A 25,830-nucleotide genomic window follows, 5' to 3' on the forward strand; every position below is an offset into this window, starting at 1 on the left:
AGCAGCAGGTCCCCGACGACCAGGGCGGCTCCGGGCGGCCAGCCGGTGGGGGTGGTGAGCGGTCGACGGTCGAGGTGGACGAGGGGTACCGGGGCCTGCGGGTCGATGTTCTCCTGGTCGTCGACCGGGTCGAGGCCGCGGCGGCGCCGCTTCGGCGAGGTCTCGCCGGTGGCATCGCGCGGGACGACGATCGGTCCGGGTAGCGGGGTGATTCGGCCGGGCGCGGGCCGGGTGACGCCGACAATCGACGGCTCGGGCGTGATGCGCACCTGGCCGGCGATGTCGACGTCGAGGTACGCGACGACCGGTGGGACGCCGGGGTCGTCGAGTGGCAGGACGGTGTCCCGGCCGGAGCCGAGTGCGTAGTGGCCCGGCCCGAGGCGCTGCACCCGCCCGGCACCCCGGCCGCCGGCGACACGCAGTTCGCCGCGGTGCTCGACGCGCTGCCGCGCCACGTGCCGCGCGGCATTGAATTTCCGTTCGATGCGAGCCGTATCGACGCGGACGCGGCGCACTACGTCGCGTGGCTGGCCGCCGCGTAAGCGGCGCGCAGGACCTGAAAAAATACGCAGGAGCGAAGCATGAGCAACACAAACGCAGCACTCGACGTCATCACCTACGGCGAAGCGATGGCCATGTTCGTGGCCGCCGAAACCGGGGCACTCGCTGGTGTCGGGCAATTCACCAAGCGCGTCGCGGGCGCCGATCTGAATGTGGCGATCGGTTTGTCGCGATTGGGTTTCAAGGTGGGTTGGATGAGCCGGGTCGGCAACGATTCGTTCGGCCAGTACGTGCGCGACACGCTGACGAAAGAAGGCATCGACCAGCGCTGCGTCACCACCGACGAGCGCTACCCGACCGGTTTCCAGCTGAAGTCGAAGAACGACGACGGCAGCGATCCGGCCGTCGAGTACTTCCGCAAGGGGTCGGCGGCAAGCCATCTCTCGCTGGCCGACTACGCGGCCGATTACGTGCTGCTCGCGCGTCACTTGCATCTGACGGGCGTGGCGCCGGCCATCTCGGCGAGCTCGCGCGAACTCGCATTCCATCTGGCGCGTGAAATGCGTGCCGCAGGCAAGACCATTTCGTTCGATCCGAATCTGCGCCCGACGCTGTGGCCCTCGCGTGACGCGATGGTCGAAGGACTGAATGCGCTCGCCGCACTGGCCGACTGGGTGCTGCCCGGCATCGGCGAAGGCGAGATTCTGACCGGCTATACGCAGCCGGACGACATCGCAAAGTTTTATCTCGATCACGGCGCGCGCGGCGTGATCATCAAGCTCGGCGCAGAAGGCGCTTACTTCCGCACCGCCGACGATGCGGCCGTGATCGCCGGCCAACCGGTCGTGAAGGTGGTGGACACGGTTGGCGCGGGCGATGGCTTTGCTGTCGGCGTGGTCAGCGCGCTGCTCGAAGGCAAGACGCTGCCGCAAGCGGTCGCGCGCGGCAACCGCATCGGCGCACTGGCGATCCAGGTGATCGGCGATTCGGAAGGCCTGCCGAGCGGCGCCGAACTCGACGCGCTCGAACGGACCGATGTGCCGCGCGTCGCCACTGCGGTCTGAGCGCGGGTGAGCCATGCACAAGGCCGCATTCGACGCATCCAGCGCATTCAGCATTAGCTAGCTCGATAACAGCAAGAGCGCTCGAACAGCGCCCCATGACCGCCCATCATCGCTTCGGGAAGCCGTTAGCAACTATCTTGCATGGGACCAGAGTAAGCGCTTTGCACCAACTCTGGTCGACAAAGGAGACTCCCATGACCTCATCGCTTGCAATCCGCCGCTGGTGGACGATCATGCCGATCGTATTCATCACGTACAGCCTGGCTTATCTCGACCGCGCGAACTTCGGTTTCGCGTCGGCCGCCGGCATCAATCAGGATCTCGGCATCAGCAAGGGACTGTCGTCGTTGATCGGCGCGTTGTTTTTCCTCGGCTATTTCTTCTTTCAGCTTCCCGGCGCGATTTACGCAGAACGCCGCAGCGTGAAAAAGCTCGTGTTCTGGAGCCTGATCCTGTGGGGCGGATGCGCGGCGCTGACCGGCATGGTCAGCAATATTCCCTCGCTGATGGTGATCCGCTTCGTGCTCGGCGTCGTCGAAGCCGCGGTGATGCCGGCGATGCTGATTTTCATCAGCAACTGGTTCACGAAGAGCGAGCGCTCGCGAGCCAACACTTTCCTGATTCTCGGCAATCCGGTGACGGTGCTGTGGATGTCGGTGGTATCCGGCTATCTGGTGCACTCGTTCGGCTGGCGCCATATGTTCATCGCCGAAGGCGCGCCCGCGATCATCTGGGCGGTGTGCTGGTGGTTCATCGTGCAGGACAAGCCGCAGCAGGTATCGTGGCTCACGCAGCAACAGAAGGACGATCTCGCTGAAACCTTGCGCGCCGAACAGGCCGCCATCAAACCGATGCGCAATTACCGCGAAGCGTTCCGTACGCCCGCCGTGATCAAGCTGTGCGCGCAATATTTCTGCTGGAGCATCGGCGTGTATGGTTTCGTGCTGTGGCTGCCGTCGATCCTGAAGAACGGTTCGACGCTCGGTATGGTCGAAACCGGCTGGCTCTCGGCGCTGCCGTATCTGGCCGCAACGATCGCCATGCTTGCGGCATCGTGGGCATCGGATAAACTCAACCGCCGCAAAGTGTTCGTGTGGCCGTTCCTGCTGATCGGCGCGATCGCGTTCGCCGCGTCGTACGCGCTCGGCTCCACGCACTTCTGGATGTCGTACGCGCTGCTGGTGATCGCCGGCGGTGCGATGTATGCGCCGTATGGGCCGTTCTTTGCGATCGTGCCGGAGCTGCTGCCGAGGAACGTCGCGGGCGGCGCGATGGCGCTGATCAACAGCATGGGCGCGCTCGGTTCGTTCGTCGGCTCGTACGTGGTCGGCTATCTGAATGGCGCGACCGGCTCGCCTGCGGCATCCTATGCGTTCATGAGCGTGGCGTTGGTCGCCGCGGTGATTCTGACGCTGATCGTCAAACCGCAGCCACAAGCAGAGCCGCTGAACAAGGCCGCCACGCTCGCTACACCGTTGCAAGGAAAATAAGCTGATGAAGAAGATCGTCGCCTGGAAGTCGCTGCCGGAGGATGTGCTCGCGTATCTGCAACAGCATGTGGAAGTCGTGCAGGTCGACCCCGCGCAGCACGACACGTTCGTCGCCGCCTTGAATGACGCGGATGGCGGCATCGGTTCGAGCGTGAAAATCACGCCGGCGGTGCTCGAAGGCGCGAGCCGGCTGAAGGCTTTGTCGACCATCTCGGTGGGCTTCGACCAGTTCGATGTTGCCGACCTCACGCGCCGCGGCATCGTGCTCGCGCACACGCCGGACGTGCTGACCGAGTCCACGGCGGACACGGTGTTCTCGCTGATCCTCGCGTCGGCGCGGCGAGTGGTCGAACTCGCGGAGTGGGTGAAGGCGGGCCAGTGGAAGCACAGCATCGGACCGGCACATTTCGGCGTCGATGTGCAGTGCAAGACGCTCGGCATCGTCGGGCTGGGACGGATCGGCGGCGCGGTTGCACGGCGCGCGGCGCTCGGTTTCAACATGAAGGTGTTGTACACGAATCGCAGCGCGAATCCGCAGGCCGAGCAGGCTTACGGTGCGCGTCGTGTGGAACTGGCAGAATTGCTCGCCACGGCCGACTTCGTGTGTCTGCAAGTGCCTTTGACGCCCGAGACGAAGCACATGATCGGTGCGGCCGAGTTCAAGTCAATGAAGACGAGTGCGATTCTGATCAACGCGTCGCGCGGCGCTACGGTCGATGAACAGGCGCTGATAGAAGCCCTGCAAAACGGCACGATCCGCGGGGCAGGTCTCGACGTGTTCGAGACCGAACCGCTGCCGGCCGATTCGCCGCTCCTGAAAATGGCGAACGTGGTCGCGTTGCCGCATATCGGTTCGGCGACGCACGAGACCCGTCACGCGATGGCGCGCAATGCGGCGGAAAACCTCGTCGCCGCGCTCGACGGGACGCTCGCAACCAACATCGTCAACCGCGAAGTGTTGAAGAAATGAGCACGACGCCGCTTGCCGCCGCGCGCCGCGCAACGATCACCGACGTCGCGCGCGAAGCCGGCACGGGCAAGACCAGCATCTCACGCTATCTGAATGGTGAGATGAGCGTGCTGTCGCCGGAATTGCGCGCGCGCATCGAGGCCGCCATCGAGCGTCTCGACTATCAGCCGAACCAGATGGCGCGTGGCCTCAAGCGTGGCCGCAATCGCTTGATCGGGATGCTGCTCGCCGACTTGACCAACCCGTACACCGTGGAAGTGCTGCAAGGCGTGGAAGCCGCCTGCCACGCGTTGGGGTTGATGCCGCTGATCTGCCACGCGGCCAATGAAGTCGAAATGGAGCGGCGCTATCTGCAACTGCTGACCACGTATCGCGTGGAAGGCGTGATCGTCAATGCGCTCGGGGTGCGTGAAGAAACGCTGCGGCCGGTGGGCGGCGGCGGGATTCCGGCGGTGCTGGTCGATCGTTCGGTGGAGGGGCTTGTCGCCGATATGGTCGGGCTGGACAACCGGGCCGCGGCTGAACTCGGCACGCGGCATCTGCTGGACCATGGTTTCGACGACATCTGGTTCGTCGTGCAACCCTTCGAGCAGGTCAGTTCGCGGCAACTGCGCGAGGCGGCGTTTCGCGAGGTGATGCGCGGCGAGGGCGGTAAGGGCCACGAGGGCAGGACTGGCGGGACAGGCGAAGGCGGCACAAGCGGCGCAAAGGGCGAAGGCAGCAAGGGCGGCGCGCGTGGACATACGCTGGTGTTGAACCTTGGGGAGCCGGCGGCCGTGGAGCGCGCCCTCGCCGAACTGGACCGCGCAATCGATGGCGCCGGCAAGGCCAGTCGCATCGCCTTGTTCGCGGCCAATGCGCCGGTCGCGCTATGCCTCGCCCTTCATCTGAAAGCGCGCTACGGCGCGGATTGGCAGGCGCGTGTCGCGCTGCTGTCGATCGACGATCCCGAATGGGCGGAATTGACCGGCATCACCACGATCCGCCAGCCGACCTACGAGATCGGCTACCGCGCGGTCGAGTTCCTCCATGAGCGCATCGAAGGGGTTCAAACCACCGCGCGCGACTGCCTCTTGCCAGGCGAATTGATCGTCCGCGCGTCAACTTCGCGCTGATCTGCGATCATTCGGGCTGCGGCGCGCAGCGGGTGCGCGCCGGTCATCGCAAGGAAACTCATGGTTGTAGCACCGCTTACCCTCTCGAGCCTCGCCGTCGCGACCCTGTTGGTCGCCGCCTTACCGTTCGTGATCTACCGCCGTCTGCGCCGGCCGCTCGCGCTGAACCCTCGCGATGCGATCACCGGCGTTGCCATATTCGCGCTGTTCGCGATGGTGATCGAGCGCGCGCTGAACGATTACGTGCTGCACCGGAACGAAGCGACCGCCACCTTCCTGTCCAATCCACTGGCCTTCGTGGTGTATGGCGCGCTGGCCGCGGGTATCTGCGAGGAAGTGGGGCGTTTCATTGGCATGCGCCTGCTGCTCAAACGCGCGGCAGCGAAGTCTGCATCCGCCGCGGCGGGCAACGGCGACGGCACGGCACTGACTTATGGCCTCGGCCACGGCGGCGCGGAAGCCTGGCTGGTTGGCGTGCTGGTACAGATTCAATGGATCCTGTTCGCCGTCTTCGAAAACCGCGGCGAACTGGACGGCTACCTGAGCAATCTGCCGACCGACTCGGTGATGCGCATCCACCTGATTCTCGCCAGCCTGACGCCGCAGACGGCTGGTATTTTCGCACTCGAACGGGTGGCCGCGCTGGTGTTCCAGATCGGCTTGTCGGTGCTGATGTGGCGCGGCATGCGGGCGGGCTGGCGTGGCATCCTGCCGCTAGCGATTGCGCTGCACGCGCTGGTCGACGTGCCGGCTGCCTTGTTCCAGGCGCAGCTCGTGCCGCTTGCCGCGGTGGACGGTGTGTATGCGGTGGGGGCGGTGATTGTCGCGGGCCTGCTGTTCAGCGTGTTCCGTCGGCCGGCGGTTGCCGCGTGAGCCGCTTTGAACCATTTGTGAGCCGCTTGCTACACAGACAACCCGTGATTCTCTAACTTTCGGCGTACCCTTTCGGTACGCCGTTCAGGCTCATCCTTTCGGCACACCTCATGGAAGAAGCTTACCAATACGACTGCGCGAATCCCGAGTTCGAGGAATTGGCGCGCGTCATCAGCGATCTGTTTCCCGAGCAGACGCAGTTCATCCAGCGTGCGGGCGAAGACGGCACACCGACGCTGGCGATTCACTGGGTTGCCATGCGTTTCGGCTCGACCGCGCGCCGCATTGTCATGACCGTGGTGATTGCGCCGACGGCGTTGGCGCGTTATCGCGCGTTACCGGCGCGGCTGCGTGGCCGAAGTTTCGCGGTGCTGCGGGCGTATGTCGAAGCGAGCATTGGTTCGCTCGAAGAGCAGTATGCGAACGGCGAGGCGGTGCCGCGTGATGTGACGGTGGATCTCGGCGACGAGTTTGCTTAACTCAATCGGCAAGCCGATAGACCTTCGCGAAGCGTGTGGCTTGCACCACGCCGTAGTCGCCGGGGGCGTACTGCATGATCCAGTCGCCGGCGGCGCCGTGCAGTACGTCGCCGCCACTCGCTGAGCGGGCCAGTGAAAACGCTTCATTCATCTGTTTGGCCAGCACGACGGCAGGCCGGTTGCGGTATGCGCCTGGTTCACCGTGAGCGAGGGCGGTGTCTTCCGGCAGGTATTTGGCGTCGAAGCGTTCGCGGGAGACGACCCAGCGATCGCCGGTCGATCCGGTGATCAGCGCGTCGCCGCGGGCATAGCGGTTCGGGCCTTCCAGGCTCATCAGTTCGCCTTCGGCCGCAGCGAACTCCACGCTCACGGTTTCGTTTTTGACGACGCGCTGGGCGTCGGTATCGTTACTCAGGTCGAGATTTTTGAGTTCGGTCATGAAGCGAGTGGGTGGTGAGAGATTGACAGCCGCGCCGGGACTTTGCGTCTCGACGCCACATACTCGCAATCATGCCAGATGCATTTGAGCATCGGCTTCTTTTGCCATTGGCGGCGGCTGGGGGTTGTCCGCAAAGGCAGAAGAACTGAGCGCGCGGTGCGGAAACCCGCGCCGCGCGCAATCAACTTAACGTGCAGTGAAGCGCTTACGGCTTCACAACCGCATCACTCAGCCGCCGGGGCCTTCTTGCCGCCCTTGCCATGGTGATGCTTGCCGCTTTCCGGGCCGCCCTGATGGAACGTTACGTCGGCCAGTTTCTTCTGCTCCGGCGAGAAGCTGCTGTACAGCGGATCGAACGCATCGACCAGTTTCTTCATGCCGTCCGCATGCGCTTGCGCGATCGTCGCGTATTGCTTCATGTCGTCGATTGCCGACAGGTTCGTATCGGCCTTGCGCTGCTGGAACAACTGGCCCATCGTCTGGCCATTGTTGCGCATGACATCGGCGAATGCGTTCCATTGCGATTCCTGCGCCGAAGTGATCTTCAACGTCGTGTGCAGGTAGGCGATGCGGTCTTCGACATTGCGCTCGTGGCCAGCTTTTGCGACGGGGGCCGAGGTGCCGGGCGCCGAGGCGCTCATCGGTGCCGAAGCCGGTGCGGAAGTTTGTGCGAACGCGCCGCTCATGGCGACTGCGGTGGCCAACATGACGAGTGCTTTTTTCATCGAAACTCCTGATGTCTGTTCGAATTGTGACAAGGCGAGCATGGCGAGCGGCCCAACGCGCGTCGGCATAGCGACGCATGGCGGCCGGCTGCCCACTTCGCCGTCGTCGCTATTTGTATCACGATATCCCTACAATGCGGCTCTTGTGCGACAAACGCTTACAACCGAAACGAACAGGAAATAGCGGGTGGACAAATTCGTCAGCATGGAAATCTTCGTCGCGGTAGTCGAGGCGGGCAGCCTGACTGCGGCCGCCGAGCGCTTCGACATTTCGTCGGCGATGGTGGGCAAGCATATCCGCTCGCTCGAAACACGGCTCGCGACGCGGCTTCTGACGCGCACCACGCGCCGCCAGAGTCTGACTGAAATCGGCCGGCAATACTACGAGCAATGCAGGCGCATTCTAGCCGACGTCAAGGCGGCGGAGTCTCTCGCCGAGGCAATGGCGGCCGCGCCGCGTGGGGTGCTGAAGGTGACGGTGCCGCTGACCTACGGCGTCGAAGTCTTTGCCCCGGCGATGACCGACTACCTGAGCGCATGGCCGGACGTGAGCCTCGAACTGGATCTGTCGAATCGTGTGATCGACCTGGTGGAAGAGGGCTTCGATGCGTCGGTGCGAATCGGCCATCTGCCGGATTCCAGTTTCGTCGCGCGGCCGTTGAAGCCTTACCGGATGCGCGCGTGCGCGTCGCCGGCCTATCTGGAGCGGGCCGGCACGCCGCGCACGCCGGCCGATCTCATGCAGCACGAATGTCTGGGCTTTCTGCATTGGGGCCGCGAAGGTTTGTGGCGGCTAGACGGCGAGAACGCGAACGAAAACCAGCTGCGCGCCGGACGGTTCCGGGCGAACAACGGCCAGGCGCTCAAGGTTGCTGCATTACGTGGCTTCGGGCTGGTGTTGCAGCCGGAGGCGCTGCTTGCGAGAGAGATCGCCAGCGGCGAACTGGTGTCCGTGCTGGAAGACTATCTGCCCGAGGGCGCGCCCGTCCATCTGGTCTACCCACGCGACCGCCGCGCCACGCCCAAGCTCACCAGCTTCATCGATTTCGTGATCGAGCGGTTTGGGGTGTGATAATCCGCTCCATTGCTGACCAACCTCTTTCGCCCTCGATGAGACCTCCGCGCCTCGACCAACTCGACGACCTCGACCGCAACCTCGTTGCGCTGCTGCAAGCCAACGCCCGTGAGAGCGTTGCCAATCTCGCGCGTCAACTGGATGTGGCGCGCACCACCGTGATCGCACGGATCGCCCGGCTCGAGCGCAGCAATGTGATCGGCGGCTATAGCGTGCGGCTCGGTCAGGACGTACTCGACTCGAGCATTCAGGCGTACGTCGGCATCATCATCGCGCCGAAGTACGGGCCGGCCGTGCAGAAACGTCTCGGCAAGATGCCCGAAGTGCAACTGCTATGCGCGGTGAGCGGCGAGTTCGACTATGTGGCTTGGCTGCGTGCCGATTCTCCCGATCGCCTCAACGATCTGCTCGACGAGATCGGCGGCCTGGAAGGGGTGGAGCGAACCACGACGTCGATCATTCTTGCGCGCAAGATCGACCGCGGCACGGTGTGATCCAGGTGCCTGATTTTTACGCCGTTTTGACACGTTTTCGACATATCGACTGATTGCGTCGTCATAACGTCGAAACTCATGGTCATAGCGCAGCATTTTGCGTATATGAACTGTTTTTGCTTCTCCCTAAACTGTGTCTCAAGGGTTCAGCCCGCCGGGCGCCGCGCCTAAGCGCAGCGCACTTCCCAAGCTAGAGACAGCAGACATAAAACTAGGAGAAGCGCATGAAAGTAGCCATCGTTGGCGCAGGTTTGATCGGTCACACCATCGCCCACATGTTGCGCGAAACCGGCGACTACGACGTCGTGGCATTCGACCGCGATCAGCATGCACTCGATAAGCTCGCCGCCCAGGGCATCCCGACCCGCCGCGTCGATTCCGCCGATGCCGCAGCGCTGCGCGCCGCGATTCAAGGCTTCGACGCGCTCATCAACGCGCTGCCGTATTACCTGGCGGTGAACGTGGCCTCGGCCGCCAAGGGCGCGGGCGTCCATTACTTCGACCTGACCGAAGACGTGCGCGCCACTAGCGCGATCCGCGAGATCGCCGACACCGCCGACCACGCCTTCATGCCGCAGTGCGGTCTGGCGCCGGGCTTCATCGGTATCGCCGCGCATGAACTGGCGAACCGTTTCACCGAAATCCGCGACGTCAAGATGCGCGTCGGCGCGCTGCCGGAATTCCCGACCAACGCGCTGAAGTACAACTTGACGTGGAGCGTCGATGGCCTGATCAACGAGTATTGCCAGCCGTGCGAAGCGATCCGCGATAGCCGCACGCAATGGGTGCAGCCGCTGGAAGGCCTCGAACATTTCTCGCTCGACGGTACCGAATACGAAGCCTTCAATACGTCCGGTGGCCTGGGTACGCTATGCGAAACGCTGTCGGGCCGGGTCGAATCGCTCGACTACAAGTCGGTGCGCTATCCGGGTCACCGCAATCTGATGCAGTTCCTGCTGGAAGACCTGCGTCTTTCGAGCGACCGCGACACGCTCAAGACCATCATGCGCCGTTCGGTGCCATCGACCGCGCAAGACGTCGTGCTGGTGTTCATCACCGTGAGCGGTATGCGTGACGGGCAACTGGTGCAGGAAGTGTTCACCCGCAAGATTTTCGCAAAGACGGTGTGCGGCGTGCCGATGAGCGCGATCCAGATCACCACGGCCGGCGCGATGTGCGCGGTGCTCGATCTGTTCCGCGAGAAGAAGCTGCCGCAAAGCGGTTTCGTGCGTCAGGAGCAGGTGTCGCTGCGCGACTTCCTCGCGAACCGCTTTGGCCAGTTGTATGAAGGGCAGACGCTGGATGCGATGGCAACGGTGTAAGCCGCGACTGTCGCGTTAAGGTTCAAATGAGGCTCAAAACCGAGGGCCGTGCGACCACGCGGCAGTGACTGCCGCGAGTAACGAAGAAAGCCTCGTAGAAGGCCGTGTTATGAATGCCAACGCCCCGCATTGCGGGGCGTTGTGCGTTTGAAACAGCGGTGCTGAACGGGCTGCTGCACGGGTTGCTATTACCACCGGCACCACCGGCCGCTACACAGGCAGCGGCGGCATGGCGGACGACGCATGCTCGCCAACCAGGCGCGCGAGCAACGCTTCGTAATCCGCGCGGGTTGGCGCGGTGTTGTCGAACATCAGCAGATCGTCGCAAATCTCGCCGCTCGGCACGAAGCGGCGCTGCCGATACTCATCCCAATGCGCGAGTTTGTAGGCATCGTTCGGATTGCCGCGCGCGATGATGCGTTGACGCGCCATCTCTTCGGACGTGTAGACCCATACGACTCGCAGCGTCACGTCCGCGCCGATGCCCAGCCATGCGCGATCGAACAGGCGCCGTTCGCGTACTTCGCGCGACAGCGGCCCGACGACCAGCGCGCTAATGCCGAGTTCGAGATTGTCGCGGGCGGTATCGAGCAGGCCGCGATACTCGGGATCGCGCAGATGCTGCAGGAAGAGCGGGCTGTCGCGATCGTTCGGATCGCCGGTCAGCATGGCCATGGCGGCTGCGCTGTAGCCGCCGAACAGCGTATCTTTATCGAGCAGGCAGAAGGGCGACGCGCTCGCTTGCATCAGCGGGCCGATCAGCTTCTTCGCCAAGGTCGTCTTGCCGGTGCCTGCGTGACCGCAGAAGAAAACCAGATGAGTCACGAAGACGTGTCCTCAGGCGTGGCGGGCGGGGTGCTGGCGAGTTGCGGGTCACGCGCAAATTTGTCGCCTGCTTCCAGCCACATTACATTGATGATGCCGAAGCCCAACGCCACGCCGATGCCGAGAATCCAGGTGAAGTACCACATTGCAGTCTCCTTGATCGTAGGTCCGGCGCGGCAGGCGATGAAGCGTTGCGCATAACCGGTACAGAGAAGCAAACTTGCTGGCAAAAACAAAGGTAGCACGCGGCGGATCCGAGGGTAAATCCGCAGCGCGCGGCGCCCACAGCGCAGCGCTTTGCAGCGATCATGAAGAAGAACGCGGCCCGGTGCAAGAGGGACACGGCGTCTGGCCGCTCGGCCATGACGGCGCAATGCGCCTATAACAAGAACACCATCACCAACGACACCACCAGCGACATGGGAGACCCAGCATGCCGATGCGCCAGTACTTCCACTGCAAAGCCGCGCTGCTTGCGTTTGCTATCGCGTCGCTCGCCGGCTGCGCCTCGACGCCGGCCGAACCCGTCCCGTTCAAGGAGGTGCCGCAAGCGCGCATCGTCCAGCCCGGTTACACGCAGCCCGGGGCCGGGCTGGTCGCCGTCGACGTGCGGCGCGAACGTTCCCGCGACGTGATCGTGCGGTTCCGCGATGCCTTGGTGTATATCGACGGCGAGCAGGTCACCGACCTGATGAACGGCGAACATGTGGTCTTCTATCTGAGCCCGGGCGTGCATCGCATCGGTGTCTCCACGCAATTCGATCCGGTCGTGGAAATGCACTTCACGGTGACAGCCGATACGCGCTATACGAACCGCGCGTCGGTCACCTTCGGCGAAGATAACCGCATCGCTTTGCGCAGGGTTGCCCGATAGCGCAGCGCAGGGCCTGACAGCGCCGGAATGCGCCGGGTAACGCCAAACCGTATCCACCGCCGCCGCAAGCAGGGTTTAACAATTGGCGACATGACGTTCACGCATAGCCCTTAACATGGCGGCTGTTGTGTATTCGTTCATGCAGATCGGCTACCGGGCTTACGCACGGTGCGAAGCCGGCCGGTCTGTTCCGTTTTCAAGGTAATCCAACATGCTGATCAATTGTGCCGCCTATCAGGACGGCCGGAAGCTGGCTGACATCGATATCGACAGCATCAGCGACTACGTGGCGCGGCCCGAGTGCTTCGTCTGGGTCGCGCTGAAAGACCCGGAGCCGGACGAGCTTGCCGTGATGAAAGACGAATTCGGCCTGCACGAACTGGCGATCGAAGACGCGCAAAACGGCCATCAGCGTCCAAAAATCGAAGAGTACGGCGAGTCGCTATTCGCCGTCATGCATACGGTGGAGATGGACGAAGCGGGCGAACTGCTGATCGGCGAAGTCGACGTGTTTGTGGGGCACAACTATGTCCTGTCGGTGCGACGCGGCACGCGCACCGGGTTCCAGAACGTTCGCGCCCGCTGCGAACGCGACCCGCACTTGCTCAAGGAAGGCTCGGCGTTCGTGCTGTACGCGCTGGCGGACGACATCGTCGACCGCTATTTTCCGGTTATCGAGGCGATGAGCACCGAGATCGAAGCACTCGAAGACCGGATCTTCGAGCGCAACAATTCGGCGGCATCGCGCGTGATCATCGAGGATCTGTACTCGTTGAAACGCCGCCTCGTGATCTTGCAGCACCACGTTACGCCGTTGCAGGAAGCGATCGGCAAATTGACGGGCGGCCGCATTCCGAGCCTCTGCGAAGGCATGCAAGCCTATTTTCGCGACGTCTACGACCACCTCCAGCGGATCGTCAAAACCATCGACGGCCGGCGCGAAATGGTCGTTACCGCGGTACAAGTCAATCTGGGGATGATCTCGCTGGCCGAAAGCGAGGTGACCAAGCGGCTCGGTTCGTTCGCCGCGTTGTTCGCGGTACCGACCATGATCGCCGGTATCTACGGGATGAACTTCGAGGCCATCCCCGAACTGCATTACAAGTTCGGTTATCCAATCTGCCTGGCCGTGATGCTGACCGTGGACGTGATCTTGTACTGGCGTTTCCGCAAGGCCGGCTGGCTTTGACAAGCCGTGAGCCCATCGCTGCGCGCTGTTCCCGCTTGCACCGTGCGCAATAAAAGTCCAGGATAGGCGGTTGGCCGGCCGCAAAGCTTGCAGCCGGCGGTAAATTTGCCACGCACGGACCAAGCGAGGGACCTTTGCCAAAACGCAGCCTGCCGGTGCGCCTATCCGTCGCGCCGGGTCGAATTCATCGAGCCGAATTCACCGAGCGCATTGCATCGACGCACTTCCTGCGTACCGGTGTGCCGCAACACGGCGAATCGTTGACAGTCCAGCCAGGGCACGCTGAGAATAGGCCTCGCAAACGTTTGCGCACAACTAAGAATACGGCTCGACCGCGAGCCTGACAAACCCTGGAGATAGGCATGAGCCATCGCATTCGCCGCCGCATGCTGGCGGCCGCCGTCATTGTCACCGCCGCCGCCGCTTTGCCGTTTTCCTCGGCGTACGCGCAAACCACGCCCGGCCATAAGCCGAGGGTCGCGCTGGTGATGAAGTCGCTCGCGAACGAGTTCTTCCTGACCATGGAAACCGGCGCCAAGGACTACCAGAAACATAATGCCTCCCAGTTCGACCTGATTACCAACGGCATCAAGGACGAAACCGATACGGCGAACCAGATCCGGATCGTCGAACAGATGATCGTCTCCAAGGTCGATGCGATCGTGCTGGCGCCGGCTGACTCGAAGGCGCTGGTGCCGGTCGTCAAGAAAGCCATCGACGCGGGCATCATCGTCGTGAATATCGACAACCGGCTCGACCCGGACGTGCTCAAGTCGAAAGACCTGAACGTGCCGTTCGTCGGCCCGGATAACCGCAAGGGCGCGCAGAAGGTCGGCGATTACCTGGCCAAGAAACTGAAGGCGGGCGATGAAGTCGGCATTATCGAAGGCGTGTCGACCACCACCAACGCGCAGCAACGCACCGCGGGCTTCAAGGATGCCATGCAGGCTGTCGGCGCCAAGGTCGTGTCAGTGCAGTCGGGCGAATGGGAAATCGACAAGGGCAACGCGGTGGCGTCGGCAATGCTCAATGAGTATCCGAACCTGAAGGCGCTCTTGGCTGGCAACGACAATATGGCGATCGGCGCAGTCTCCGCCATTCGCGCGGCAGGCAAGCAGGGCAAAGTGCTGGTGGTCGGCTACGACAACATCAACGCGATCAAGCCGATGCTCAAGGACGGCCGCGTCCTTGCCACGGCCGACCAGTACGCCGCCAAGCAGGCCGTGTTCGGCATCGACACCGCGCTGAAGGCAATCAGTGAGCACAAGAAGCAGTCGCAGTTGTCCGGCGTGGTGGAAACGCCTTGCGACCTGGTGACCAAATAGGCGTTTGGGCAGTCTGCGTGCCGCGAGGAGCACAGCGACACACCCAGGCACGCGGGTTCGCGCTCATGCCGCTGCATGCTGGATGCATGAAAAAAACACGTGAATCCGCGCCAATTCAATAAGCGCTCAAGAAAGCTGCCGCGCCGCCGTTAAATCCAGAGGTAAGCGTCATGACGGTGGCTGCGCGGCGGGAGGGTGCGTGGCTGCCGTTTTCGAGCGGCGCCAGCGGATCGGCGGGCGGCGCGACCGTCGCGCCTGCCTGCGCTGCGCCGCGTAAGTATTCATGGGTTTGGTCTGTCTTCGATGAAGACGTCCGGTGGGTCGCCAGGTGGCGTGGCCGGCGGGAACAACAGGCAGGAGAGCAACAGAATATGGCGACGATCAAGGATGTAGCGGCCGTGGCAGGCGTGTCGTTCACGACGGTATCGCACGTGGTGAACAACTCACGGCCGGTGTCGGCCGACGTGCGCGCGAAGGTCGAACACGCGATCCGTCAGCTTCACTATGTACCGTCGGCGGTGGCCCGCTCGCTCAAGGCGCGGGCGACGGCGACGATCGGTCTGGTGGTGCCGAACAGCACGAACCCGTATTTCGCGGAGATGGCACGCGGCATCGAGGATGGTTGCTCGCGCAACGGCTACTGCCTGTTCTTCTGCAATTCCGACGACGATCCGGCCAAGCAGCGTAATTATCTGCGCGTGCTGCAGGAAAAGCGCATCGACGGACTGATCGTCGCCTCCGCCGGCGACGACGCGGTGCTGGCGCAGACGCTCGCTGACGCCCGCGAGCCGCTGGTCGTCGTGGACCGCAATATCGAAGGCGTGAACGCGGATCTGGTGCAGATCGACCATGAGAAGGGCGGCTATCTCGCGACGCGTCATTTGCTCGAACTGGGGCACGTGCGGATCGGCTGCATCACCGGGCCCGTGAAGACGGCGGTGAGCGCCATGCGGGTGCACGGCTTCATTCGCGCGATGGCGGAGCGTGGTATCGAGATTCCGGCCGGGGCGATTGTCGAAAGCGATTTTTCGGGGGCGGGCGGCCATCGCGCGGCCGCACAGCTGTTCGACACCGTGAAGCCGTCGGCGATTTTTGCCGGCAACGACATGATGGGCATCGGCGCGCTGCGCGCCGCGGCGGAGCGCAATATCAGCGTGCCGCGCGACTGTTCGATCATCGGGTTCGACGATATCGAACTGGGGCGATTCACGTATCCGTCGCTCTCGACCGTGGGGCAGTCGGTCCGCGCGCTCGGCGATATGGCCGCGCAGACGTTGATCGAGCGCATCGCCGGGACGTCGTCGGGCAATCCGCGCGCGCTGGGCCGCCGGCGGGTCGTGTCGCCGCGCCTGATCGTGCGGGAATCGACCGCGACATGGGCCGGCGCGGCGAGGCGCGATCTGGCAGCCTGATATCACGCACTGTGTTGCCGGGTGCAAGCCGCAGGGCTTGACGTCCGGTCTTTCGTGCCGCTTCGGTGCTCTGCTGAACGTGCGCCAAAGTCGGACACAGAGTCGGGCGCGAAAGCTTTGCGCCCGTCACCGAGGTATGCCCCGAGTAGACCCGGGCCCATGCAGCGTCCAAGCTCCGCTTCCTCAAAGTCGATCGACCGCGCTCATCAGCGCGTCGGTGCCTTACCGCCAGTCGATCCTTCCGCTTGAGCCTGTCTTTTACGTCCTCGTTTTGCCATCGGGGGGCGTTCAAACTCGATTCCCTGAACGCCAAAGACACTGCGTGACCTCCGCGCAGGCGTGGTCTTTCGGCAATTTGTAATTTCTACCAATTCCTTACAACGCATTTCTTCATACCATATAAGACCTTCAAGTATGCAAATGGAATGCCGTAAACGTGAGTATTAGAGCGCGGCCTCAAATCAGCGCCATGCACGCAGACGCCGCACGTTACCCCCGCGCTGCGTACGCAGCCTCTCATTTGCTAAGTACAGGAACAAGCATGTTGAACAAGGGCATCACGATCAAGGGGCGGATTGGCCTCACGATGGCTTTTCTCGCCGCGCTGCTAGTCGCCAACGGCGTTTTCGGTCTGTTCGGCATGAGCCGTTCGAACGACGCTTACCAGGACACGTTCACTAACGCCATGCCGAGTGCGGTCGATATCGGCAACGCCGAACTCTTTGCTGCGCGCGAGCGGTTGGCACTCGACCGGGCCGCGTTCATGGCCGGCACGCCAGATGCCGCGTCGACGCTCGAGCGCGCGCGGTCGATGCGTGTCACGTCCGACATGTGGTGGAAAAAGTATATGGACCTGCCGCGCGACGCCGACGAAGATCGTCTCGCGCAGGACGTTATTGCCAAGCGTGACGCGCTGCATCAGCAATTGGACCTATTTTCGGCAACGATCGCGGCGAATGACCAGACCAAGATCGTCGACAGCGCCAAGCGCCTGCAGATGACGTACACCGATCTCGCCACCTCCGACGACGCGCTGCGCAAGTTCCAGTTCGTATCGGCCAAGCAAGGTTACGACTCCGCGCAAAACAGCTTCGAAGTGTTCCGCACGGTGAGCGCAGTCGCCCTGCTGGTCGGCGTGCTCGCCGCTGTAATGTCCTACCTGACGTTGAGCCGCGCGATTGCCCGTCCGCTCGACGCAGCCCTGGGTCATTTCGACGAGATCTCCGCGGGCGATCTGCGCCGCCCGGTCGTGATCACCTCGCGCGACGAAATGGGGCAGTTGCTTGAAGGCATCGCCAAAATGCAGCGCAGTCTCACCGAAACGGTGCGTACGGTGCGCAGCGGCAGTGAATCGATCGCAACGGCCACGCGCCAGATCGCGGCTGGCAATATCGACCTGTCCTCGCGCACGGAAGAGCAGGCGTCGGCATTGCAGGAAACCGCGTCGAGCATGGAAGAGCTGACCGGCACGGTCAAGCAGAACGCCGACAACGCCCGCCAGGCGAGCTCGCTCGCGGCCAATGCGTCGGAGATCGCCAACAAGGGCAGCGCGGTGGTCGGCCAGGTGGTCGGCACGATGGGCGACATCAATCAGAGCTCGGCGAAGATTGCCGACATCATCTCGATCATCGAAGGGATTGCGTTCCAGACCAACATCCTGGCCCTGAATGCGGCCGTCGAAGCCGCGCGAGCCGGCGAAGAGGGGCGCGGGTTCGCGGTGGTGGCCGGTGAAGTGCGCAGCCTCGCACAGCGTTCGTCGGCGGCGGCCAAGGAAATCAAGGAACTGATCGACACCTCAGTGGAGCGTGTGCAGTCCGGCTCGGCGCTGGTCGACGAAGCCGGCCGCACGATGACCGAGATCATCGGTGCGGTGCAGCGCGTAACCGACATCATGGGCGAGATCGCGGCGGCCTCGGAAGAGCAAAGCAGCGGCATCGACCAGGTGGCGCGCGCGGTCACGCAGATGGACGAAGTCACGCAGCAAAATGCCGCGCTGGTGGAAGAAGCCGCCGCGGCAGCGTCTTCACTCGAAGATCAGGCCGGCAAGCTGCGTACCGCGGTCGCGGTGTTCCAGCTCGACGAAAGCGGCTTCAAGGCGCCGGTGAGCGCGGCGCCGAAGCGCGCTGCCGCGCCGGTTCGCCCGGTGGCGGCACGTAAGGTGTCGCAACCCGCGTCACACGCCGGTGCGCAGCCCGCCACGGGCGCGAGAGCATCTGCGGCACCGGCAGCAGCGCCGGCCGCCGCGCCGACGAGAACCCCGGCGAGAGCAACGGCCAGCGCGGGCAGCGATCAGGATTGGGAAACCTTCTGATCGGTGACGGCAGCGGCCACCACGCCGTAACATTCGTTCCCGGCGATGTATCAGACGGAACCACGCTTATGCGGCTCGGCCGCATAACGACAAAGACCGCGATTGCGTGTGCAGCCGCGGTCTTTTTTCGTGGTTTGCCGACTAAGTCACGTTCATGAACGTTGTCCACCCCCTGGCGAGTGTCGTGATCCGGTACATTGACGGGCGCGACTACGGCTTGCATCGGTAACATCGCCGCTGCAGGCTGTCAGCGCGCGGACCGTGAGCCCGCTATCTTCAACTGCTGCAACTCAGCGCGGCAACCCGCCGCTCAACGCGCCAGCCATAAAGGACCGACATGACGCCATACGACCTCGCGCACCGCCTCGTCGAAGCCCGCCGGCAGCATCGCCCGATCGATGCGCCCCCACCCGACAGCTTGCCGCCTGACGCGGCAACCGCGTACGCGATCCAGCAGGCTGTCATTGTGGGCCTCGGCGACTCGACGGGGGCGTGGAAGATCGGTGCCAGAGCGCCGGGCGGGGCCGCCGCGGGCGCGCCGATTCCGGCTTCGCTGGTCCTGCCGTCGCCCGCGCGGGTGGCCCATACCGGCTTCTTCCGGGTGCTGGCGGAGCTGGAGATCGCCTTTCGTTTCGCCGAGGCGATCGAGCCGCGCGGCCGGGCTTATGCGCGCGACGAGGTGCTCTCGAAGGTCGGCGTCGTGCTGCCGACCATCGAGATCGTCGATAGCCGGTTTACCGAATGGCCCAATGTCGCGCCCCTTGCGCAACTGGCCGACGCACAGAACAGCGGCGCCTTGATCACGGGCCATCCGGTTGCCTATGCGGGCCTCGCCCGCGGCTTCGATTTCGTATCGCCCGAACTGGAGCTGAGTTTCAACGGCAATTCGCTGGTGCCGGAAGCCACCGGTAATCCGGCCGGCGATCCGCGCGAACTGCTGGTGTGGTTCGTCAACCATTGTGCTGCCATGGGCATTACGATCGAGCCGGAATGGACGCTCACCACCGGTTCGTACGTCGGTGCGCACAATGTGGACAAGCCGGGCATCGTAAGCGGCCACATCGACGGTCTCGGGGAAGTGGAGATTGAACTGACCTGAGCGTGTCACCGTGTACTTGTAACGGTGCAATTGTCACTGTCCGCCTGTAACGGTTCATTACGAAGCTACAAGCAAACGGCTGCCCGCGGGCGGCCGTTTTACATTTGTCGCATCCGCACTGGGTGCTGTGCCGTATACACCTATGAAGCGGCCCGTTGCGCGGCCGTGATCCAGTTATACGCGCGGCTAACCATATCGCCGACGCGGTTAATACCAAAGGCCCGGCGTGAGCGGCAAGCGCGTGGCGCTTCGCCGCACCCAATGTGAAATGGCGCGGAACAAAACCGCCGGTGCGTTGACGAACCGCTTGATGATGCGCCGGTGGACCGTGCCTCAGGTCCGCACGGTGAACGAACATGTAACACAGCGCGTGTTGCTGTAGACCGAATGGTGACGCCGCGCGTTGATCAAAAAAGTACCGGGGCACAGGAAAGCGCATAACGTCCGCGCTCGATGCAACAAAGTGTGCGTGTGCAGACAGGCCGTCCGGTGCAGCAGTGAGATTGTTCGATGAACAAGACGATTCGTGTAACGGAGCATGACGAACTGTGCGGAGCAGCACAGCAAGCAAGAGGATGCCGCCAGACCAGGACGGCAGTGGAGAGGCAGCAACGTGGCCCTGCAAGCGCTGCGCAATCGTTGTTATGCGAGCGCAAAATTGTAGGTGAGCGAATCTGTGATTCCAAGTGATGAATGTCGGGAGGCGGGTACGGCGCGATTTTCGCAACGTAGTTCGTGAAAAAAAATTTAAAAGGGTTTAGGATGAATTCGAGCGATGTCGTTTCCGAATAGCGCGCCGCGCACGACATCGGTCTAGACTTCGGCGAGGAGGTAGCATGGATATCTACAGCAGTTTCGCGACCCGCTTCGAGAAAACGCGAGAAGATGAACTCTCGCTCGAGGAGTATCTCGCGCTCTGCAAAGACAATCCCGCCGCGTACGCCACGGCTGGCGAACGCATGTTGACGGCAATCGGTGAACCAGAACAGATCGACACTCGCAACGATCCGCGCATGTCACGTATCTTCGCGAACAAGGTCATCAAGGTATACCCCGCATTCCGTGAGTTCTACGGAATGGAAGATGTGATCGAGCAGGTGGTCGCGTACTTCCGGCACTCGGCCCAGGGGCTTGAAGAAAGGAAGCAGATTCTGTATCTGTTAGGGCCGGTCGGCGGCGGTAAATCGTCGATTGCGGAACGTCTGAAGCAACTCATGGAACGCGTGCCGTTCTACGCGATCAAGGGCTCGCCCGTCAACGAGTCACCCCTCGGTTTGTTCGACTACGACGAGGACGGTCCGATCCTCGAAGAACAGTATGGTATTCCACGCCGCTACCTGAAAAATATTCTGAGTCCGTGGGCAGTGAAGCGCCTGCACGAATACAACGGCGACATCCGCAAGTTCCGTGTGGTGCGCCGCTACCCATCGATCCTTCGTCAGATCGGCATTGCCAAGACCGAGCCGGGTGACGAAAACAATCAGGACATTTCGTCGCTGGTCGGCAAGGTCGACATCCGCAAGCTCGAACAGTACGCACAAGACGATGCGGACGCATACAGCTACTCCGGTGGCCTGTGTCTTGCGAATCAGGGCTTGCTCGAGTTCGTCGAAATGTTCAAGGCGCCGATCAAGGTCTTGCACCCGCTGCTCACCGCGACTCAGGAAGGCAACTTCAAGGGCACGGAAGGCTTCGGCGCGATCCCGTTCGACGGCGTGATCCTCGCCCACTCGAACGAGTCGGAATGGAAGGCGTTCCGCAACAACCGCAACAACGAAGCACTCCTCGACCGGATCTTCGTCGTGAAGGTGCCGTACTGCCTGCGCTACGGCGAAGAGGTCAAGATCTACGAGAAGCTGCTGCGTAATTCGTCGCTGGCCAGCGCGATATGCGCGCCGGGTACGCTGAAGATGATGGCGCAGATGTCGGTGCTTACGCGCTTGCAGGAGCCGGAAAACTCCAGCCTCTTTTCGAAGATGCAGGTGTACGACGGCGAGAATCTCAAGGACACCGATCCGAAGGCCAAGTCGTATCAGGAGTACCGTGACTTCGCGGGTGTGGATGAAGGGATGACCGGCGTGTCGACCCGCTTCGCGTTCAAGATTCTGTCGCGTGTATTCAACTTCGATTCGACCGAAGTCGCGGCGAATCCGGTGCACCTGATGTATGTGCTCGAACAGCAGATCGAGCGCGAGCAGTTCCCACCGGAAACCGAACAGAAGTATCTGTCGTTTATCAAGGACGTGCTGGCATCGCGTTATGCCGAGTTCATCGGCAAGGAGATTCAGACCGCGTATCTGGAGTCGTATTCCGAGTACGGTCAGAATATTTTCGATCGCTACGTGACGTATGCGGACTTCTGGATTCAGGATCAGGAGTTCCGCGACCACGACACCGGCGAGAGTTTCGACCGCGCGGCACTGAACGCCGAATTGGAGAAGATCGAGAAACCTGCTGGCATCAGCAACCCGAAGGACTTCCGCAACGAGATCGTCAACTTCGTGCTGCGTGCGCGTGCTGCCAATGCGGGGAAAAATCCTGCCTGGATCAGCTACGAGAAGCTGCGCGTCGTGATCGAAAAGAAGATGTTCTCGAACACGGAGGAACTGCTGCCGGTGATCTCGTTCAACGCCAAGGGTTCGGCGGAAGAGCAACGCAAGCACGAAGACTTCGTCAACCGGATGGTGACGAAGGGCTATACGCCGAAGCAGGTGCGCTTGCTATGTGACTGGTATCTGCGCGTGCGCAAGTCGTCATGATACGCACTGCGTGCCGCCCGCGCGGTCCGACCGCGCGGGCACCTTGCGAGGCGCAAGCTGCATGGACATAGCGTTGTAGTCGCAAACATGCCTATGCAACGTGCGTCTCGCGCAGCGGACATTACAGCGGGAGACCGGGCGTGCTTCATCAAATCATCGACCGCAGGTTAGCTGGTAAGAACAAGAGCATTGCAAACCGCGAGCGCTTTTTGCGTCGCGTTAAGAACTACATTCGTCGCGCCGTTTCGGAGGCGGTGCGCGACCGCAGCATCAAAGACATCCAGAACACCCAGAGCATCACCATCCCGCGCAAGGACATTGCGGAACCGTCGTTCCGGCATGGTCCCGGCGGCAAGCGGGAAATGGTGCATCCGGGCAACTCGGACTACATTCGCGGCGACAAGATCCAGCGCCCGCAAGGCGGCGGCGGCGGAGGCGGGGGCAACCAGGCCAGCAACGAGGGCGAGGGTCAGGACGACTTCGTGTTCGAGTTGAGCCGCGAAGAATTCATGCAGTATTTCTTCGACGACCTCGAACTCCCCCGTCTCGTCAAAACCCATCTGATGGCCGTGCCGACGTGGAAAAGCATCCGCGCCGGCTGGGCCGCTGAAGGCACGCCGAACAATATCGACGTGGTCCGTTCGCTGCGCAGCGCGCTCGGCCGCCGCATCGCGCTCGGAGCACCGCTCGTCAATCAGTTGCACGAGATGGAACGGCAACTGGACGTGATGAAGGCCGATCCAGACGACCGTCGCGAAGAAATCAAACTGCTCGAAGAGGAAATCCACCATTTGCGCGGGCGCATCTGGCGCATTCCGTTTATCGATCCGTTCGATCTGCGCTATGTGAACCGGGTGAAGCAGCCTACGCCGTCGAGCCAGGCGGTGATGTTCTGTCTGATGGATGTGTCCGGTTCCATGGACGAGCAGCGCAAGGATCTCGCCAAGCGCTTCTTCATCCTGCTGTATCTGTTCCTCAAGCGTAACTACGAAAAGATCGAAGTGGTGTTCGTTCGTCACCACACCCGCGCCGAAGAAGTCGACGAAGACACGTTCTTTCATTCGACGGAAAGCGGCGGCACGGTGGTGTCGAGCGCGCTGGAGTTGATGCAGAAGGTGATGGACGAGCGCTATTCGCCGACTGAATGGAATATTTACGGCGCTCAGGCTTCTGACGGCGACAATTGGACCGACGATTCGCCCAAGTGCCGCAAGATACTTTCGGATGACATCCTGGAGAAGGTGCGCTATTTTGCGTATATCCAGGTTACGCCGGAAGAGCAGAACTTGTGGCTCGAATATGCCCAGTTGGCGCTAAGCCAGCCGCACATGGCGATGAAGAAGGTCGAAACGGCGGCTGACATCTATCCGGTGTTTCGGGAGTTGTTTGAAAAGCAGGTGGCGTCTTCATGACGACAAAGCACCTGCACAACGAAGCGCGCGGCTATCAGCCGGAGCGTGGAAAAGGCGTGCCGCAGCAGCAACAGTCGGGGCATGCCGAGGCGAAGGCGGACGATACGGGAGCCGCCACAGCCGGAGCAGTCGACACCGCTGCAGCACGGGGACACACCGGAACGCCCACTGAGGGGCAAAGGGAAGTCCGTATGAACGTAGCCGATAGACGGCCTTTGCCGTGCCCGTCCGACTGGACCTTCGAATTGATCGAAGAGTACGACACGCATATTGCTCGTGTTGCAGAGCAATATGAACTCGACGTGTATCCGATCCAGCTCGAACTCATCAGCGCCGAACAGATGATGGACGCTTACGCATCCGTCGGCATGCCGGTGAACTACCGTCACTGGTCGTTCGGCAAACACTTTCTCTCCACCGAAAAGAGCTACCGTCGGGGGCAGATGGGGCTGGCGTATGAGATCGTCATCAACTCGAACCCCTGCATCGCGTACCTGATGGAAGAGAACACGATGACGATGCAGGCACTCGTCATCGCGCACGCGGCCTATGGGCACAACTCGTTCTTCAAGGGCAACTATCTGTTCAAGCTGTGGACGGATGCGCACGCGATCATCGATTACCTTGTCTACGCGAAGAATTACATCGCGGAGTGCGAGGAGCGCTTCGGACTTGACCGGGTGGAGGAACTGCTCGACTCGTGTCACGCGTTGATGAACTACGGCGTGGACCGTTACAAACGGCCGCAGAAACTCTCGCTGGAAAAGGAGTTTGCGGCACGCCGCGAACGTGAGGCTTATCTGCAATCGCAGGTCAACGAACTATGGCGCACCTTGCCGACCCGGCATACGCCGTTGCCGGAGGAAATCGAGGAGCGTTATCCGCCGGAGCCGCAGGAAAACCTGTTGTATTTCGCGGAGAAGAACGCGCCGTTTCTCGAGCCGTGGGAGCGGGAAGTGATCCGTATCGTGCGGAAGGTCGGGCAGTATTTCTATCCGCAACGGCAAACCCAGGTCATGAACGAAGGCTGGGCCACGTTCTGGCATTACACCTTGCTCAACACGATGTACGCCCAGGGCAAGCTGGAAGACGGCTTCATGATGGAGTTTCTCCATTCGCACAGCAATGTGGTTTACCAGCCGCCGGTCACGAAACCGTACTACAGCGGCATCAACCCGTATGCGCTCGGTTTTTCGATGATGAGCGATATCCGCCGGATCTGTGAAGCGCCGACTGAGGAGGACCGCAAGTGGTTCCCCGAGCTGGCCGGCAGTCCGTGGCTACCGGCGATGCACTATGCGATGCGGAATTTTAAGGACGAGAGTTTCGTTGCTCAGTATTTGTCGCCTCATTTGATTCGCGAGATGCGTTTATTCTCGGTGCTGGATGATGATATGCGTGATGCGCTTGAGGTGTCGGCGATTCATGACGACAGTGGGTATCAGTATGTGCGTCAGGCGTTGTCGCGGCAGTATGACATGCATCATCGGGAGCCGAATATTCAGGTGTGGGCGGTGAATACGCGTGGTGACCGGAGTCTGACGCTGCGGCATTTTATGAGCGACAACCGGCATTTGTCTGGTGATAGCGATGAGGTGCTGAAGCACATGGCGCGCTTGTGGCAGTTTGACGTTTTCCTGGAAAGCGTTGATGAAAACGGCACGGTTAGGAAGCGGTATGAGTGTAAGTATGTGCCTCCGGCTGTGAGGATTTGAAAGGGTTTTGCCCGCGGGGCGGGGGTTGTGCGCTCCGCGGAGTTAGGTTTACCTGGTTTTTTTGCCTGCGCGGCGCTTTTTTTTCTGTGTGCCTACGGCGTTGGCCTTTCCTTGATTTGATATTGGACTATTAGCGTCGCCCCTGTGCGGGGCAGGCACCTACTTTTCTTTGCCTGCCGCAAAGAAAAGCAACCGTATTGGAAGTCAAGCGGCGAACCGGTGTTCAAGGTGGCAGCTGTCAGCCGCAGGGAGCAATTTACGGGCGCGAGTTGTCCTCGCGACCTGCACGATTGAGCGACCTGCACAAGGGTGGGTTTGGACGCCGCGAGCGCCTGGGTTAAAGCATCACAGGCGGCTCAGGC

The 25,830-nt window shown here is 62.0% G+C and carries 22 protein-coding genes and 1 pseudogene; 18 read left to right on the forward strand and 5 right to left on the reverse strand.

Features of this window, described 5'->3' with window-relative positions; all coding sequences use genetic code 11:
* A partial coding sequence (locus GNZ12_RS25135; RefSeq protein WP_172314753.1) for a hypothetical protein occupies positions 1-515 on the reverse strand: 515 nt, incomplete at its 3' end.
* Positions 516-581: 66 nt separating this feature from the next.
* Between GNZ12_RS25135 and GNZ12_RS25140 the strand changes: the two genes are divergently transcribed.
* The 6 genes from GNZ12_RS25140 (at position 582) to GNZ12_RS25165 (ending at position 6,492) form a co-directional block, all read left to right on the forward strand.
* Entirely contained in the window at positions 582-1,565 is a 984-nt protein-coding gene (locus tag GNZ12_RS25140; protein ID WP_172314755.1) for a sugar kinase, read from the forward strand.
* A 194-nt stretch (positions 1,566-1,759) separates the two neighbouring features.
* Entirely contained in the window at positions 1,760-3,055 is a 1,296-nt protein-coding gene (locus GNZ12_RS25145; RefSeq protein WP_172314757.1) for an MFS transporter, read from the forward strand.
* A gap of 4 nt (positions 3,056-3,059) precedes the next feature.
* Complete coding sequence (locus GNZ12_RS25150) at positions 3,060-4,025, forward strand: 2-hydroxyacid dehydrogenase (protein WP_172314759.1); 966 nt, start codon at positions 3,060-3,062, stop codon at positions 4,023-4,025.
* Positions 4,022-5,140 (forward strand): LacI family DNA-binding transcriptional regulator, encoded by a 1,119-nt coding sequence (locus GNZ12_RS25155; protein WP_172314761.1) that lies wholly within the window; start codon positions 4,022-4,024, stop codon positions 5,138-5,140. The genes GNZ12_RS25150 and GNZ12_RS25155 overlap by 4 nt, the downstream gene beginning before the upstream one ends.
* Positions 5,141-5,200: 60 nt before the next feature.
* A complete protein-coding gene (locus GNZ12_RS25160) occupies positions 5,201-6,013 on the forward strand; it encodes a YhfC family intramembrane metalloprotease (RefSeq protein ID WP_172314763.1) in 813 nt (270 codons plus the stop codon).
* Between the two features lie 110 nt (positions 6,014-6,123).
* Complete coding sequence (locus GNZ12_RS25165; RefSeq protein ID WP_172314765.1) at positions 6,124-6,492, forward strand: DUF3022 domain-containing protein; 369 nt, start codon at positions 6,124-6,126, stop codon at positions 6,490-6,492.
* A 1-nt stretch (position 6,493) separates the two neighbouring features.
* On the opposite strand, the gene GNZ12_RS25170 is transcribed toward GNZ12_RS25165, so the two are convergent.
* Positions 6,494-6,931, reverse strand: coding sequence for a PGDYG domain-containing protein (locus GNZ12_RS25170; RefSeq protein WP_172314767.1), 438 nt, complete (start codon positions 6,929-6,931; stop codon positions 6,494-6,496).
* Between the two features lie 205 nt (positions 6,932-7,136).
* Positions 7,137-7,656: pseudogene (locus GNZ12_RS25175) on the reverse strand (Spy/CpxP family protein refolding chaperone).
* A gap of 187 nt (positions 7,657-7,843) precedes the next feature.
* Between GNZ12_RS25175 and GNZ12_RS25180 the strand changes: the two are divergent.
* The 3 genes from GNZ12_RS25180 (at position 7,844) to GNZ12_RS25190 (ending at position 10,547) form a co-directional block, all read left to right on the forward strand.
* Positions 7,844-8,728, forward strand: a complete 885-nt coding sequence (locus tag GNZ12_RS25180; RefSeq protein WP_172314771.1) for a LysR substrate-binding domain-containing protein — start codon at positions 7,844-7,846, stop codon at positions 8,726-8,728.
* 38 nt (positions 8,729-8,766) lie between these two features.
* On the forward strand, positions 8,767-9,225 hold the full coding sequence (locus tag GNZ12_RS25185) for an Lrp/AsnC family transcriptional regulator (protein ID WP_120292242.1): 459 nt from the start codon (positions 8,767-8,769) through the stop codon (positions 9,223-9,225).
* Positions 9,226-9,449: 224 nt separating this feature from the next.
* A complete protein-coding gene (locus GNZ12_RS25190) occupies positions 9,450-10,547 on the forward strand; it encodes a saccharopine dehydrogenase family protein (protein WP_172314773.1) in 1,098 nt (365 codons plus the stop codon).
* A gap of 210 nt (positions 10,548-10,757) precedes the next feature.
* On the opposite strand, the gene GNZ12_RS25195 is transcribed toward GNZ12_RS25190, so the two are convergent.
* Together GNZ12_RS25195 and cydX are read right to left on the reverse strand one after the other, a co-directional pair.
* The gene (locus tag GNZ12_RS25195) at positions 10,758-11,372 is read right to left on the reverse strand and encodes an AAA family ATPase (protein ID WP_172314775.1); all 615 of its coding nucleotides are present in this window, start codon (positions 11,370-11,372) and stop codon (positions 10,758-10,760) included.
* Positions 11,369-11,518, reverse strand: a complete 150-nt coding sequence (cydX, locus tag GNZ12_RS25200) for a cytochrome bd-I oxidase subunit CydX (RefSeq protein ID WP_172314777.1) — start codon at positions 11,516-11,518, stop codon at positions 11,369-11,371. The genes GNZ12_RS25195 and cydX overlap by 4 nt, the downstream gene beginning before the upstream one ends.
* Positions 11,519-11,805: 287 nt before the next feature.
* On the opposite strand from cydX, the gene GNZ12_RS25205 reads away from it, so the two are divergent.
* The 9 genes from GNZ12_RS25205 to GNZ12_RS25245 all read left to right on the forward strand — a co-directional run bounded on the left by GNZ12_RS25205 (position 11,806) and on the right by GNZ12_RS25245 (position 25,468).
* On the forward strand, positions 11,806-12,246 hold the full coding sequence (locus tag GNZ12_RS25205; RefSeq protein WP_172314779.1) for a hypothetical protein: 441 nt from the start codon (positions 11,806-11,808) through the stop codon (positions 12,244-12,246).
* Positions 12,247-12,457: 211 nt separating this feature from the next.
* Positions 12,458-13,435 (forward strand): magnesium/cobalt transporter CorA, encoded by a 978-nt coding sequence (gene corA / locus GNZ12_RS25210; protein WP_172314781.1) that lies wholly within the window; start codon positions 12,458-12,460, stop codon positions 13,433-13,435.
* Between the two features lie 362 nt (positions 13,436-13,797).
* Entirely contained in the window at positions 13,798-14,760 is a 963-nt protein-coding gene (locus GNZ12_RS25215) for a sugar ABC transporter substrate-binding protein (RefSeq protein WP_172314783.1), read from the forward strand.
* 371 nt (positions 14,761-15,131) lie between these two features.
* Entirely contained in the window at positions 15,132-16,172 is a 1,041-nt protein-coding gene (locus tag GNZ12_RS25220; protein ID WP_172314785.1) for a LacI family DNA-binding transcriptional regulator, read from the forward strand.
* A gap of 541 nt (positions 16,173-16,713) precedes the next feature.
* Positions 16,714-18,483 (forward strand): methyl-accepting chemotaxis protein, encoded by a 1,770-nt coding sequence (locus GNZ12_RS25225; RefSeq protein ID WP_172314787.1) that lies wholly within the window; start codon positions 16,714-16,716, stop codon positions 18,481-18,483.
* Positions 18,484-18,820: 337 nt separating this feature from the next.
* On the forward strand, positions 18,821-19,582 hold the full coding sequence (locus GNZ12_RS25230; protein ID WP_172314789.1) for a hydratase: 762 nt from the start codon (positions 18,821-18,823) through the stop codon (positions 19,580-19,582).
* Positions 19,583-20,418: 836 nt separating this feature from the next.
* Complete coding sequence (locus GNZ12_RS25235) at positions 20,419-22,341, forward strand: PrkA family serine protein kinase (protein ID WP_172314791.1); 1,923 nt, start codon at positions 20,419-20,421, stop codon at positions 22,339-22,341.
* Positions 22,342-22,481: 140 nt separating this feature from the next.
* Positions 22,482-23,753 carry a YeaH/YhbH family protein gene (locus tag GNZ12_RS25240; protein WP_172314793.1) on the forward strand — a complete coding sequence of 424 codons (1,272 nt, stop codon included), beginning with the start codon at positions 22,482-22,484 and terminating at the stop codon, positions 23,751-23,753.
* The gene (locus GNZ12_RS25245) at positions 23,750-25,468 is read left to right on the forward strand and encodes a SpoVR family protein (protein WP_172314795.1); all 1,719 of its coding nucleotides are present in this window, start codon (positions 23,750-23,752) and stop codon (positions 25,466-25,468) included. The genes GNZ12_RS25240 and GNZ12_RS25245 overlap by 4 nt, the downstream gene beginning before the upstream one ends.
* Positions 25,469-25,830 lie beyond the last annotated feature (362 nt).

It is taken from the genome of Paraburkholderia solitsugae, from assembly GCF_013177695.1.
In the GTDB taxonomy this organism is placed as follows: Bacteria; Pseudomonadota; Gammaproteobacteria; order Burkholderiales; family Burkholderiaceae; genus Paraburkholderia; species Paraburkholderia solitsugae.